This is a genomic window from Helicobacter pylori NCTC 11637 = CCUG 17874 = ATCC 43504 = JCM 12093 (assembly GCF_900478295.1).
Taxonomy (GTDB): Bacteria; Campylobacterota; Campylobacteria; order Campylobacterales; family Helicobacteraceae; genus Helicobacter; species Helicobacter pylori.
In genome coordinates this window covers 730,887-745,250 of the sequence record NZ_LS483488.1, presented here as the reverse complement: position 1 = coordinate 745,250, position 14,364 = coordinate 730,887, and the positions used below count along the sequence as shown (strand labels likewise).

The 14,364-nt window shown below is 36.7% G+C and carries 8 protein-coding genes and 1 pseudogene; 4 read left to right on the top strand and 5 right to left on the bottom strand.

Features of this window, described 5'->3' with window-relative positions:
• Window positions 1–97: 97 nt before the first annotated feature.
• From cag1 to cag4, 4 genes are all read left to right on the top strand, one after another.
• On the top strand, window positions 98–445 hold the full coding sequence (cag1, locus tag DQL14_RS03840; protein ID WP_108169883.1) for a cag pathogenicity island protein Cag1: 348 nt from the start codon (window positions 98–100) through the stop codon (window positions 443–445).
• 107 nt (window positions 446–552) lie between these two features.
• On the top strand, window positions 553–906 hold the full coding sequence (locus DQL14_RS03835; RefSeq protein ID WP_108169882.1) for a cag pathogenicity island protein: 354 nt from the start codon (window positions 553–555) through the stop codon (window positions 904–906).
• Window positions 906–2,351 carry a type IV secretion system outer membrane cap subunit Cag3 gene (cag3, locus tag DQL14_RS03830; RefSeq protein WP_108169881.1) on the top strand — a complete coding sequence of 482 codons (1,446 nt, stop codon included), beginning with the start codon at window positions 906–908 and terminating at the stop codon, window positions 2,349–2,351. The genes DQL14_RS03835 and cag3 overlap by 1 nt, the downstream gene beginning before the upstream one ends.
• Before the next feature lie 9 nt (window positions 2,352–2,360).
• Window positions 2,361–2,870, top strand: a complete 510-nt coding sequence (gene cag4, locus DQL14_RS03825; RefSeq protein ID WP_108169880.1) for a VirB1 family T4SS lytic transglycosylase Cag4 — start codon at window positions 2,361–2,363, stop codon at window positions 2,868–2,870.
• 488 nt (window positions 2,871–3,358) lie between these two features.
• Here cag4 and cag5 read toward each other — a convergent pair whose 3' ends face one another.
• The 5 genes and pseudogenes from cag5 to cagX form a co-directional block, all read right to left on the bottom strand.
• The gene (gene cag5, locus DQL14_RS03820; RefSeq protein WP_108169879.1) at window positions 3,359–5,605 is read right to left on the bottom strand and encodes a VirD4 family type IV secretion system ATPase Cag5; all 2,247 of its coding nucleotides are present in this window, start codon (window positions 5,603–5,605) and stop codon (window positions 3,359–3,361) included.
• A gap of 8 nt (window positions 5,606–5,613) precedes the next feature.
• Window positions 5,614–6,607: pseudogene (gene virB11 / locus DQL14_RS03815) on the bottom strand (cag pathogenicity island type IV secretion system ATPase VirB11).
• A gap of 4 nt (window positions 6,608–6,611) precedes the next feature.
• The gene (gene cagZ, locus DQL14_RS03810; protein ID WP_000418822.1) at window positions 6,612–7,211 is read right to left on the bottom strand and encodes a cag pathogenicity island translocation protein CagZ; all 600 of its coding nucleotides are present in this window, start codon (window positions 7,209–7,211) and stop codon (window positions 6,612–6,614) included.
• Window positions 7,212–7,347: 136 nt separating this feature from the next.
• The gene (locus DQL14_RS03805) at window positions 7,348–12,735 is read right to left on the bottom strand and encodes a CagY family CD-EC repeat-containing protein (RefSeq protein ID WP_108169878.1); all 5,388 of its coding nucleotides are present in this window, start codon (window positions 12,733–12,735) and stop codon (window positions 7,348–7,350) included.
• 14 nt (window positions 12,736–12,749) lie between these two features.
• The gene (gene cagX / locus DQL14_RS03800) at window positions 12,750–14,318 is read right to left on the bottom strand and encodes a type IV secretion system apparatus protein CagX (RefSeq protein ID WP_108169877.1); all 1,569 of its coding nucleotides are present in this window, start codon (window positions 14,316–14,318) and stop codon (window positions 12,750–12,752) included.
• Window positions 14,319–14,364 lie beyond the last annotated feature (46 nt).

Below are 14,364 nucleotides of genomic sequence, written 5' to 3'. Positions count from 1 at the left end.
ATGACAACAATGGAGATGGTTTTATATTTTTTGCTATAATGACATGAATTTGTTTCATAGTAACAAATTGAAAATATACCATTATGGAGGTAATGCTATGGCTGACACAATCAATACAACTGAAGCAACTCATGAAACAAAAAAACCAAACGCTTTTGTAAATTTTTTCAAAAACAGTTTGACTGACAAGCGTTATGATGCATTAGGTCTCATTGGAGCAGGGGTTTTATGTTGTGTCTTGAGCGGTGCTATGGGGATTGTTGGGATAATCTTTGTCGCAATAGGAATCTTTTTGTCTTTTTCTAATATCAACTTAGTGAAATTAATTGAAAAATTGTCCAAAAAACAATCTAAAGCGCCAACAACTGTCAATAACGAAACCCAAAAATCTCAAGCAACAAGCGTTACCAACGAACCAACTGAAGCCAAAGAGACTAAAGATTGAGACAAAACAACGATTTTGACTGAAGAAAGAATGAGAGAAAATTTCAAAAATTTAGGCGTTGTAGTGGTTTATCACTCACTGCATGACCCACACAAGCGACCTATAAAATGATACAAAGAGGATTGAGTAGTGTCTCATTTTATTATGGTTGCTCTAATTATGTAAATAAAGGCGGCTGTAAGGGCGTTTTACGAGAAATAAATGGCTCAATGAAAATGGTTTGCTTGGCTAGTGTAAAAGCTAATATTAAAGAAAATTCTTTTTTCTTAGGGTGTAAAAATTATCTTAAGTGCAAATGGACCGCTAGCGTGGATTCACAAGATCCTAAATATCCCAAATGCAATGGATTGATGAAAAGAAAAAAGAATTTCAAAAACAATGAGTTTTTTACAGCTGCATTACTTACCTTAAATGCAAGGGAATTTTGTCTCTATATCAATTCTGAAAAAAAAGGAAACTAATGTTTAGAAAACTAGCAACCGCTGTATCGCTCATAGGCTTACTAACCTCTAACACTCTTTATGCTAAAGAAATAAGTGAAGCCGATAAGGTCATTAAGGCCACTAAAGAAACTAAAGAGACCAAGAAAGAAGCTAAACGACTCAAAAAAGAAGCTAAACAGCACCAACAGATCCCTGATAATAAGAAACCTCAATATGCCTCTGTTGATGACACAAAAACTCAAGCGCTGTTTGATATATACGACACCTTGAATGTGAATGACAAAAGCTTTGGGGATTGGTTTGGTAATAGCGCTTTGAAAGACAAAACCTATCTCTACGCTATGGATCTATTGGATTACAACAACTATTTATCCATAGAAAACCCCATTATCAAAACAAGAGCGATGGGGACTTATGCGGATCTCATTATCATCACAGGCTCACTAGAACAAGTCAATGGGTATTACAACATTCTCAAAGCGCTCAACAAACGAAACGCTAAGTTTGTCCTAAAAATCAATGAGAACATGCCTTATGCCCAAGCGACTTTTTTACGAGTGCCAAAAAGAAGCGATCCTAATGCCCACACGCTTGATAAGGGAGCGGCAATTGATGAGAACAAGCTTTTTGAACAACAAAAACGTGCGTATTTCAACTACGCCAACGATGTGATCTGTAGACCCAATGATGAAGTGTGTTCGCCCCTAAGAGATGAGATGGTCGCTATGCCCACTAGCGATAGCACTACTCAAAAACCCAATATCATTGCTCCCTATAGCTTGTATAGACTAAAAGAGACAAATAACGCCAATGAGGCCCAACCATCACCTTATGCCACTCAAACCGCTCCTGAAAACAGCAAAGAGAAGCTCATAGAAGAGCTAATCGCTAACTCCCAACTCATAGCCAATGAAGAAGAGAGGGAAAAGAAACTCTTATCAGAAAAAGAAAAACAAGAGGCTGAATTGGCTAAATACAAGCTCAAAGACTTAGAAAATCAAAAGAAACTAAAAGCTTTAGAAGCAGAGTTGAAAAAGAAAAATGCTAAGAAACCTAGAGTAGTGGAAGTGCCTATTTCTCCTAAAATAAGTAATTCTGATGAAACAATGAGAGTTGTCAAAGAAAAAGAAAACTACAATGGGTTATTAGTGGATAAAGAGACCACGATCAAAAGAAGCTATGAGGGGACTTTGATCAGTGAAAATTCTTACAGCAAAAAATCGCCTATCAACCCTAATGACTTGAGGAGCTTAGAAGAAGAAATCAAAAGCTACTACATCAAGTCTAACGGCTTGTGTTACGCTAATGGCATCAGCCTCTATGCAAAAATCAAAAACGACCCCTATAAAGAGGGAATGCTGTGTGGTTATGAGAGCGTTCAAAATCTGCTCTCACCTCTAAAGGACAAGCTCAAATACGACAAGCAAAAGTTACAAAAAGCGTTACTGAAAGATTCAAAGTAAGTTAAAGTTTTGTTTGAGAAATGGATTGGTCTGACTTTATTTCTTAATTCTTTAGCCTATCCATGCCAAAAGGTAACCATCACTTTCAAGCAATACGAAAATCTCACTCAAATCCGTCAAAAAGGCTGCGACAATGAAGTGGTGTGCAGAACGCTCATTTCTATCGCTTTATTAGAAAGCTCTCTAGGGTTGAACAACAAGCGCGAAATTTCCCTAAAAGACACTTCCTATTCCATGTTTCACATCACCTTAAACACCGCTAAAAAATTCTATCCCACCTATTCTAAAACGCTTCTCAAGTTCAAATTGCTCAATGATGTGGGGTTTGCGATCCAATTAGCCAAACAAATTTTAAAAGAAAATTTTGACTACTACAAACAAAAATATCCCAACAAAAGCGTGTATCAATTGGTAGAAATGGCAATAGGCGCTTACAATGGGGGAATGAAACACAACCCTAATGGCGCTTATGTGAAGAAGTTTCGTTGCATTTATTCTCAAGTGCGATACAACGAATAAAGCATGCTAGAACTAACTTATTTTGAATTTTTATAATTTTTATAAGCAATCTTGGTGGTATACTCCTACTATCTTACAAATTTATAATAATAAATAATATTATTTGCATCATTATCTTTTAATCTTTTTAAAATATATTTTGATTCTTTTTGTTAAGATATTCTGTCTTTTTATTTTTTGGAATAGGCTTTTTGCCTTCCTTATAAGAACATATAGCGTAAGAATTCTTCCAATTCGCACCATTTTCTCTGAGCATGGGTGCTATAAGAATGACTTGATGAATTTTAACCTAGCGCATGCAACAATCCACTAAGAGCGATGGTTGGCAAAACAAAGAACACACAAGCTTTTGGTGAGTGAAAATTCCATTAAAGATATAGGAAAACTCAAACACTTCATGCAAGACAAAGATCATATTTTTTAGCAAAGAAGCACCTGATCTGATTTTGAAAGATTTCCAAAACGAAACTAATGATTAGAAACTAAAATCACAGTTCGCTTGAACCCACAGGCACTAAAGACTTGTCATAGCTCAATTCGCCTCTGGTTTTAGCGGCTTGCAAATCATCATAAAAAGTCGTCTGATCAGGCACTTTCCCCAATTTGTATTTCTTGCTCAAACTTGGACTTACCTTGATGAGTTCATCGGTGAAGAATGGATCATCATAGTAAAGCGCCTTGTGGCATTTGATGGGTTTGAGCGTGTTTTCTAGAATGATAAGCTCATCGCCCATAGTCATCAATTCATCAGGGGTCATCAAAAACCGCTCTTTGTTGCTGATAGAAGTGTTGGTCTTACCTGTATTATCATCAATGCTTCGGCTCACGTCTTGCCTTGTGTATTTCCCTAACACCTTAGAAAGTTTTTCAAAATGTTCATAGTAGTTATCGTTGTTAATCCCATAATACATATTCAAAGAAAGGTTGTCTAAAATAGTCTTAGCGCCATTCCTACCATAACCAAGTGGGGGGTCATTCTCTAGTTGCGCCTTACTTTGAAACACAAAAGCGGGGCGCATGTTGTATTCTGCCATAATCCCTACCGCTTTAACAAAGGTCTCTAAATAGCCACAGAGCGTGAATTCATCCATAAGCATTAAGCAACTTCTTTTGCATTGTGGATCATGGATTGGCAGAATAAGATTGCTATAAATCATCACATTGAAAAACAGCTCTAGTATCGGCCCAACAATAGTGCTTTCTTTAGGATTAGCGATCACGCCAATACTCACTTCATCAATCCTTAAACGCCTGAAATCAAAATCATTAGCGCTCGTGAAATTCCTGATCATAGCGTTATTGTAAGGCGCAAACGCTGATGTATAGACCCCTTGAACAGAGCTGTAAGTTTCTTTAGCGCCACCCATTGTCTTAAAGTTGTTCCACATGTTTCTAGTAGCAGGATTAAGCACTCTTAGATTGTCGCCACTCTTATCTTCTTCACCTCCAAAAAATTCCATCAGAGACACGACTTTTTCCATGTTTGTGTCTTCATCAATCAAATTGATACCGCTTGCCATAGAACCTATGAAAAACATCGTGGGGGTTTCAGGCATGATGATTTTTTTTCTTTTGACAAACTCAAGCCCCTTTTTAGTCCACATGAGATCCCTATAAATATTGCAATTGATGACAAAGAGATTTCGCGCTTGATTGCTAAAAAAAGGATCTTTTTCATTGGGTCTTTCAGGGAACACGAGCTTAGCCAATCCAAAGATTTGAGTGGAAAAATCCCCCCCACTAGCCACCATCCCATGCCCTTTTAGGCGTGTGTCAATTTGAGAGAGTATGTCTTCAGTCAAAACCACATCATTACCAAAATCCACATAAGCGAAAGGATTAAATCGGTGTGTTTTTAAGGAGAAAGGTTCATAGATGAACACTTTTTGGTTGAAGCGTTTTTCTCTGATTTTTCCGCAAGTTTCCATAGTGTCAGCTTTAGGGTCAAACACAACGATATTTTGAGGATAATTGATCATATTGGGCATGATGAAACCCACCCCCTTACCGCTTCTAGTAGGAGCAATCAAGCCAATGAACGCCTGCCCTGCGTAAGCGATAAAATCCCCCAAGCCACGCCTGCCTACAATCACCTCTCGTTTGTCAAAGGCGCGTTTTTTATTGTTGGGCGTGATGAGCTTGGCTTTGATCATTTTCTCTTCAGTTTCCCAACTCGCGCTACCAAAGAGATCATCAACTTTTTTATTCGCTCCTATGTCTCTAGTCCGAGTTAAGTATTTTAAGAACCACACAAAAAAGGTAATGAAGATATAAGAGCATAAAATAGAACTATATACGACTAAGGATATATTGAACCCATAAATTTTGAGTGAACTAAAACAAAGCGCCTTAAAATAGTATGCAGGAAAATCTTGTATCGCATAGATCCATATATCAAAAAGATCATCATCGCTCTCAGGCGATCGATTATCATCATAAAAATTACCTAAGAGAATCAAGAAAAATAACCCTGATGTGATAAAAGAATAGGATAGTAATAGTATAGCTTGCAACCAAAAGCCAAAGGTTTTAACCCTTTCTTTCAGCCCATCTATAATGATTTCTTTAAAGCTTTTTTTCTTTTGAGGTTGGTTAGCTTTATCTTTAAAAGCCTTTTTTTGAGTTTTTATGAATTTGTAAAGAAAAAATAACGCTATTAACCCTATGAAACTAAAAATAACAACCAACTTATAATCCTCTATGAAATATAAGGTGTTATACAAAAAGTCTTCCATTGTGCCTACTACCTATGTTTGATATAAAATTCATCACACTGTTTGTGGTGGTTGATATGGACAATCATATCAATTAAATCTTTAAAGCCCTCAATAAGACTTTCAAACTTGATATTCCTTGCTGCACTATTAGATGAACTCATGTTGGCTAAACGGATAAACGCTTCTTCACTGCTCCCTGCATGCAGAGTGGTTAGCGTGCCTTTATGACCGCTACAAAGCACATTATAAAAATCGTATGCCTCACTGCTTCTGAGTTCTCCTAAAATGATTCTATCAGGCCGCATTCTCAAACATGACTTTAAGCAATCAGCAGAGGTGATATTCCCACCAAAAAAAAGCTGCGTGTAGTTCTTGTGGTGTTTGAATACAATCTCTTCGGTGTCTTCAATGGATATGATCCTTTCTTCTTTGGGGATAAACTCCATGATGCTTTTAATATAAGTCGTTTTACCGCTTCCTGTGCCACCACAAACAATCACATTCTTACCAATAGCAATACCATCTTTAATCGCACTGATCGCTTGTTCTTTGTTATCTAGTAGATTATAAAAACCCTGCTCCTCAAAGAAGCTATGAGGATAGGTTGTTTTGCTGGGTATCCTTATGGATATGGAAATGGTTTCATCATTAACTGTAACAGGGGAAAGGACAATCTGCACCCTTTCACCATTCGCTAAATTGCTGCTCAAAATAGGATTTTCATAGTTGTCTATTGTTTTTTTTCTTAAAACTTGCACAACACCGAGCAAAATGCATTAAACGAGACAGGCTAAAAGCTTTCTTGTCTCTCACATCAAATGGTTGCCATTCGCCATTATTTTTTAAAACCCATACAACCTTGTTCCCATTGTAACAAATCTCAGTGATATTTTCCATTTTTAAAAAATCACCAAAAAGTTCTTCAGTAGCATGCCTTAGAGGATTTAATGCCGCTTCTTTTAAAGCTCTTTCTACTTCTAGAAATTTTTTATCTTCTGCACTCAATCTGTCTTCAGTCATGTTCTTATTCCAAATTTAATTTTAATTGGGTTATCAATTTAGCTCTTTCTAAAGAAGTGAGATAAGTCTTATTTTTGCTCAAAATAATATATTTAGTCCCTATATCTTGGACAATCTCATTGAGCTTCCTTCCAAAATCATCTATCCCTAGAATCTGAAACGCCACGCCCATCATATTGCCATCTATGAATGGCGGTAAATACTCTCTTGGCAGATAAGAAGCCACTAGGTCTGAAATTCTTGCCACTTCATCACACATAAAATTATTGAAGTTGTCAGAAATTTCTGCAACAAACTCCCCAAGCGTTAGTTCATTTTTGATCGTGCTTTCTGCAAAAGTCTTTTCTTGTTTGCAACGATTGTAACTGGCTAACACAAGGTTGTTCAAATAGTTGTAATAAACATCAAAACTAATAAAATTCTTTTGCATATTGATTCTTAACTCTTGAACTCTTCTCAAAAAATCTTGCGGATCGTTGCTATCTTTTAAAGAAGAGGCGTAATTTTGAATAAACTTATCCCTTACTTCATTTGCATTTCCCATAAGAGATTTGTTGCTATCTAAGATCTTTTGTCTTTCTGTTTCATTAAAACCGAGTTCCATTGCTGTTTCCTTTCATTGTTTTTGCTTGGTTTTTTCCGCCACTACATCCTTTAGAAGAGCCTATTGTTGGTTTTGTCTTTTATTTTGTAAAGAACCGAGTTTGGTAACATAAATATATTTTATCCTTTCTCTTGAATTAATTGCCACCTTTGGGGCTTGTGGTGATCTCTTCATGTTCTCTAGACAAAGTTTTGGTGCTTTGTTTGATAATTTCATCTACCACAGATTTGTTGGTAATTTTAACATCATACACGCCACTAAAATCAATATCGTCCATTGTGAGAATCTTAATACTATCGCCCTCATTTTTGTAAAAACTTGGGGGGATATTCATCAGTTGCCCTAGAATTTGATTAGACATCTGGGCTGAACTTTGCATACTACCATTGATAGCTTGACCCAAAGCGTAATTAAATTCAGGTGTCCTTTCACTTCTGCCTTTGCCAAGGCCTATGAGCTTATCTAGAGCTATGATAGGCGCAGTTTGCAAGAAGCTATTAACCACGCTTGCTATCACAGCAAAGCCTATGCGCTTCATAAAGTGATTATTCACATAGCCATCTACCCCTGCTTCACCCAACATGCCTGCTGCTTGAGCGTTTGCTAGAGGTATTATCACACCATCAGGCGTAATGGCTTTAGTAAAGACTATCATTAAGCGTGTCATAATGGGTGTGCCACCTTTCACGCTTTGATAATTCCCATACACCTTAGTGCCTTTGTCTAGTAAGATCATAGTGCCGTTCATGTTCCATACATCTTTGGCTACAACCCCACTCACTATACCTGTGAGAGTGGCATCTACTTTAGAAGTCAGAGTGATTTCAATAGGGGTGTATTGCGCTAAAACAAATGTGGGATCACTCTTGCCTATAAAGGCCTGTTTGACAGGGCTTGTTTCATCTTGTTTTTCTGCTTTCTTTTTGTCATCAATGGGATTACCATTTTCATCTACAAATTCCCCATTCTTTTCTTTTTTGTTCTTAAGAGCGATTTCACTGATATTCTTAGCAGTTTCTGCGACATCTTTGTCTATCTTATTGCTTTCTACTTTAGCTTCTGCTGTGGGTTTTTTACTTTTTTCTTTATCGTCATCTTTTTTATTGCCACCTAAAGCCTTAGCTAATTTAGCTTCTAAATTCTTATCCTTAATGGTTTTTTCTGTTTCGTATTGCTTGGTAATATCAGGCTCTATGGAAGCATAAATAGGATTATCGCTAGCTATTTTGTCCGCATCAACATTAGTGGCGTTAATAGTGGCAATATCGCCGCCATTTTTGAAATCCATTGGCAACAACGGATAACCTTTAGCCGCCATGTTATCAAAGGTTTTGCGGTTTCTTAGATCGCTATAAATCAGATCCACTTCATCAGCTTGTCGTTTAATTCCTAGAATTAGCGCCCTTTCACTATCGCTCAAGCCCTCTAAACATTGCTCTATGGCTTGTTGATCGGTAGGGTCATCTAAGTTATCCAAACACTCGCTTGCTTGATGCAATCTTTCTGTTTTACTCAATTGATTTTGTTTGCTTTGTGTCCTTTTATTTTGGATTTCTTGGATCAAATCGCTATAAAGGTTTTGGCATTTCCTTTTTTCTTCATCGGTTTTAGCCATAGCCAAACAATCCGCAACAGCCTTTTCTCTAGCTTCTTGCAGGTATTTGAGCTTCTCTTCATCGCTCAAACCATCCAAACACTTCATGATAGCCGCTCTGTCGTTAGGATCGGCGTTTTTCAAGCAATCTTTTATCGCTTTATCTTTTTGTTGGAGTTCTTTCTCTAAAAATTTCCTCGCTTCAGGCGTGAGTAATTTCTCGCATTCTTGTTTCTCTTTTTCATTCCTAGCTTTTGATACGCAATCCAAATAAGCCTTGACGCTCTTTTTAACTTCTTGTTCTAGTAGTTTTCTCGCTTCAGGGGTGAGTAATTTCTCGCAAGCTCTCCTTTCAGTTTCATTTCTAGCTTGAGAGAGGCAGTCCTTATAAGCTTTAAGGCTCTCTTTAGCTAAAACATTTTTCTGTAAGTCTTTAGGGAGATTTTTAAGACATGCTTTTCTTTCTTCTTCATTTCTAGCTTTTTCCAAACAACTTAATGCTTGCTTCGCTAAAAATTTCCTCGCTTCAGGGGTGAGTAATTTCTCGCATTCTTGTTTCTCTTTTTCATTCCTAGCTCTTGATACGCAGTCCAAATAAGCCTTAACGCTCTTCTTAACTTCTTGCTCTAAGAGTTTCCTCGCTTCAGGGGTGAGTAATTTTTCGCAAGCTCTCCTTTCAGTTTCATTTCTAGCTTGAGAGAGGCAGTCTTTATAAGCCTTAAGGCTCTCTTTAGCTTCTTCTAAAAGTTTCCTCGCTTCAGGGGTGAGTAATTTCTCGCATTCTTTTTTCTCTTTTTCATTCCTAGCTCTTGATACGCAGTCCAAATAAGCCTTAACGCTCTCTTTGGCTAAAACCTTTTTCTGCAAGTCTTTAGGGAGATCTTTGACACACCTTTTTTTATCAGATTCGGTTTTAGCGTTTTTCAAACAATCTAGCGCTTGTTGTTCTAAAAGTTTCCTCGCTTCAGGGGTGAGTAATTTCTCGCATTCTTTTTTCTCTTTTTCATTCCTAGCTCTTGATACGCAGTCTTTATAAGCTTTAACGCTCTTTTTAACTTCTTGCTCTAGTAGTTTCCTTGCTTCAGGGGTGAGTAATTTCTCGCAAGCTCTCCTTTCAGTTTCATTTCTAGCTTGGGAGAGGCAGTCTTTATAAGCTTTGACGCTCTCTTTAGCTTCTTCTAATAGTTTTTTCGCTTCAGGCGTAAGTAATTTCTCACACTCTTTTCTTTCAGCTTCAGTTTTGGCTTGAGATACGCAATCCAAATAAGCCTTAACGCTCTCTTTAGCTAAAACCTTTTTCTGCAAGTCTTTAGGGAGATCTTTGACACACCTTTTTTTCTCAGATTCGGTTTTAGCGTTTTTCAAACAATCTAGCGCTTGCTTCTCTAAAAGTTTTCTCGCTTCAGGGGTGAGTAATTTCTCGCAAGCTCTCCTTTCAGTTTCATTTCTAGCTTGGGAGAGGCAGTCTTTATAAGCTTTGACGCTCTCTTTAGCTTCTTCTAATAGTTTTTTCGCTTCAGGCGTAAGTAATTTCTCACACTCTTTTCTTTCAGCTTCAGTTTTGGCTTGAGATACGCAATCCAAATAAGCTTTAACGCTTTTTTTAGCTTCTTCTAATAGTTTTCTCGCTTCAGGGGTGAGTAATTTCTCGCATTCTTTTTTCTCTTTTTCATTCCTGGCTCTTGATACGCAGTCTTTATAAGCTTTAACGCTTTTTTTAGCTTCTTCTAATAGTTTTCTCGCTTCAGGGGTGAGTAATTTCTCGCATTCTTTTCTTTCAGCTTCGTTTTTGGCTCTTGATACGCAATCCAAATAAACCCTAACGCTCTCTTTGGCTAAAACCTTTTTCTGCAAGTCTTTAGGGAGATCTTTGACACACCTTTTTTTATCAGCTTCGGTTTTAGCGTTTTTCAAACAATCTAGAGCTTGTTGCTCTAATAGTTTTTTCGCTTCAGGCGTAAGTAATTTCTCACACTCTTTTCTTTCAGCTTCAGTTTTGGCTTGAGATACGCAATCCAAATAAGCTTTAACGCTTTTTTTAGCTTCTTCTAATAGTTTTCTCGCTTCAGGCGTGAGTAATTTCTCACACTCTTTTTTCTCATCTTCAGTTTTGGCTTGAGATACACAGTCCAAGTAAGCCTTAACGCTTTCTTTGGCTTCTTCTTCTAAAAGTTTTTTCGCTTCAGGCGTGAGTAATTTCTCACACTCTTGTTTCTCAGCTTCAGTTTTGGCTTGAGATACGCAGTCTTTATAAGCTTTAACGCTCTCTTTAGCTAAAATATCGCTTTGTAAGTCTTTAGGGAGATCTTTCAAACACTTTTTTCGTTCTTCATCGGTTTTAGCGTTTTTCAAACAATCTAGAACCTGTTGTTCTAACTTTTTCCTCGCTTCAGGCGTGAGCAATTTCTCGCATTCTTTTTTCTCTTTTTCATTCCTAGCTTTTGAAACGCAGTCCTTATAAGCCTTGACGCTCATATCAGCTAGTAGTTCTTTTTGCAAGTCTTGGGGAATATTTTTCAAGCACTCGTTTCGTTCTTCATCGGTTTTAGCGTTTTTCAAACAATCTAGCGCTTGCTGTTTCAATCTTTCTATAGCTTCTTTAGACAAGCCTTTCAAGCATTCATTTTTCTCAGCCTCTGTTTTGGCGTTTTTGATACAATCCTTATACTCTTGAAGCTCTTTTTGAAGCTCTAATTCCTTACGGAATTTCTCTCTAATATCAGGGTCATTTATGAGTTTTAGGCACTCGTTTCGTTCTTCATCGGTTTTAGCGTTTTTCAAACAATCTAGCGCCACCTGAACTTTTTGTTGGTTCAGTAAGCTTTTTTTCAAGTTTTCATCTTTGATTAAATCTAAACACTTGATCCTTTCTTCTTCAGTTTTGGCATTTTTGATGCAGTCATTATAAGCCTCTAGAGTCTTTTTCATTTGATCTTGAAGTTTTTTGTCTTTGATAAGCTTCAAACATTCTTCATAGTTGCCACCATTACTAATACACTCATAAAAGGCTCTCAATGGGTTTTTGTCCTCAATTTCTGCAATATTCAAATAGTTGTATAAGGTTCTATTGGGATCGTCATTGAAGAAAAGATTTTTATCGATCATATTGCCTTTTTCATTCCGTTCTTTCAGCAATCGGTTATACTCTTGCCTTATTTGGATTTCATCATTGACATAAAGATTCCTATCTTTGCTAAAACGAGAGCTTTTATCTTCCAAAGGCATGAAGTAGTGAAAAATGCTTCTAGAAAATAAAATGATCACGATAAGAACAGCGACTACAATGCCACCAATAATATATTTCTTTTTGCTTCCTTTGATAATCTCTTGATCGTTAGAGTCGTTAGTTATTTCTTCTAGATTGTCTCCATCAAAATGGGTTTTAGTTTCTGTGGGGTTGTCAAGATGATAATATGAGCTTTCTTTGGATTCTTTTGAAGAATCTTCAAAATGATTGATTTCTGTTGCTTCTTCATTGGATAAATCTTGGGGTGAATCTTGTTGGGGTTTTTTAGAAGTTTCATCATCAATTAAGCCCGTTTGAGTTTCTTCTTGATACCCATTATTTTCTTGATCGTCTTCTTCGTTCAGTTCTTGGGTTTCTTCATCTAAATTCTTTTGCTGAGTGAAAGGTCTTTTATTATCAACTAATTTTCTGGCTTTTTTGAATAACTTGTCTGCTAGACTGCCATTGCTAGATTCTGAAGTTTCATTACTTTCAGAATCCATTTGAGTTTGGGTTTCTTCTAGATTGTCTCCATCAAAATGGGTTTTAGTTTCTGTGGGGTTGTCAAGATGATTGTCTGAGCTTTCTTCTTTTAAAGAATCTTCAAAATGATTGGCTTCCGTTGCTTCTTCATTGGATAAATCTTGGGGTGAATCTTGTTGGGTTTTTTTAGAAGTTTCAAGTTTATCGTTTTCTTCATTCATGTCTTAACGCCTTTTTATTTATCTCTGACAAGAGGGAGCTTTTTAATCACGCGCTCCAATTCACCATAGTTTTTGATATTGTAATTTTTTGTCAATGGATTTTTCCCATAGCCTTTATTGATTACTGTTACAAGGGCTTTGTCTTTAATGAGCTTAAACTTCTCTGCAATTTCATTAACTCTATACCATCTCAATCCTAAATTGGTCATGTTAGGATCAATGGCGGCATCAGTCATGCTCAATTTCCCATCAGGTTGAACCACAAAAATAGCAGGTTGGAGAGTGATGTTTTTGAAACCAAAATAAGTGAATGTGCCATCATCAAAAATTTCAGAGGGCATAATATGTTTAGAGCGTTTTTCAGGCGCTTGGTAGTAATTGTAGTTTCTAGGCACGGGGTTTCTTTTTAAGGCATTATGCACATATTGAGTCTCTAGCGCCTTTGCTTGATCTAAGATAATTTTTTGTTTTTCTTCTCTTATTTTTTCTTTGTTGATAATCTGTTCATTGCTCGCCATCATTACTCTATTGATGTAGGCTGTGGTGTTAAGATTTTCTTGCTTAATCAATTCTTTCTGCCTCTTTGCTTCTTCTCTCTTTTTTAGCTCCTCTTCAATAACGCTAGAAACTTCGTGTCTTTGTGGGTATTCTAATTTGACTGTTAGATACGCCGAAGCAAAATTGTCTTTTTGGGCTATTCTCAAAATGAATTGATACAAGGCCTTATTGGTCCGCACAACAAGATTGGTTCTCCAAGCGCTATCGCTAGGAGATAATTCTATGGAGTTATCCTCAGGACTTTTTTGAGATTTATCTGTCTTAATACTAATTTTATCCTTGGCTCTTTGCTTGATTGTCTCTTCAGCTTGTTTCTTGTTGAGTTCTTCAATTTGTTTGAGCGCATTAGCTTGAGCCTGTTCTTGCATGTCCTCTAGTCGTTCCATTTGGTCTAATTCATTTTCTCGTTGTTGCTTGATAAATTCGCTAAGATTTTTGTTATTGCTCAAATTTTGTGGGTTACTCATAGCGTTAGTGAGATTTTCTAAATTGGCTCTATTTTTTGCACGCTCTTCTTTTCTTTTTTCTCTTTTATCTTTTTGCGCTTTTTGCGCCTGTTCTTTAGCTTCTTTTTCTTTTTCTAGAGCTTTTTTTTGTTCTTCTAATTCTTTAGGGTCGGGCGCATCTACGATAAGTTTTTTTGTTTTTAAAAATTCTTGGTAATCTCTTGTCATTAGGGCAAAATTCACTGCTTCTTTTTCAAACATGAGATTACTTTTTACCGATTTAGGTTGAATGAATATATGATTAGAATTAGGCACAATACTCCAACCTTTATTGAAACCTGTTGTGATGTAAGAAATAGTTTCATCTTTTTCAAGTTGGATCACAGTAACATTGTCTAATGAAGTCCAAATCGTAATAGGTTTTTCATCTCCCAAATAAGCAATCTTCTTATTCACCACTTTCACCCTACCACGATTAAAATTCTTAATGTCAAGTGCTGCTGCTTCTATTGCGCTAGATAAAAATAAATAACCAAGACAGAAACAGCCAACAATTTTTTTAAAAAATGCCTGCTCCATCAACAATTCCTCTTAAAAAATATTTGTAATTGTAACACAAGAATAA

Excerpts from the sequence above, each read along its gene's own strand:
- cag1 (WP_108169883.1), top strand. The coding sequence starts at position 98 with ATGGCTGACACAATCAATACAACTGAAGCAACTCATGAAACAAAAAAA.
- cagX (WP_108169877.1), bottom strand. The coding sequence starts at position 14,318 with ATGGAGCAGGCATTTTTTAAAAAAATTGTTGGCTGTTTCTGTCTTGGT.
- cag3 (WP_108169881.1), top strand. The coding sequence starts at position 906 with ATGTTTAGAAAACTAGCAACCGCTGTATCGCTCATAGGCTTACTAACC.
- DQL14_RS03835 (WP_108169882.1), top strand. The coding sequence starts at position 553 with ATGATACAAAGAGGATTGAGTAGTGTCTCATTTTATTATGGTTGCTCT.
- cag5 (WP_108169879.1), bottom strand. The coding sequence starts at position 5,605 with ATGGAAGACTTTTTGTATAACACCTTATATTTCATAGAGGATTATAAG.
- DQL14_RS03805 (WP_108169878.1), bottom strand. The coding sequence starts at position 12,735 with ATGAATGAAGAAAACGATAAACTTGAAACTTCTAAAAAAACCCAACAA.
- cagZ (WP_000418822.1), bottom strand. The coding sequence starts at position 7,211 with ATGGAACTCGGTTTTAATGAAACAGAAAGACAAAAGATCTTAGATAGC.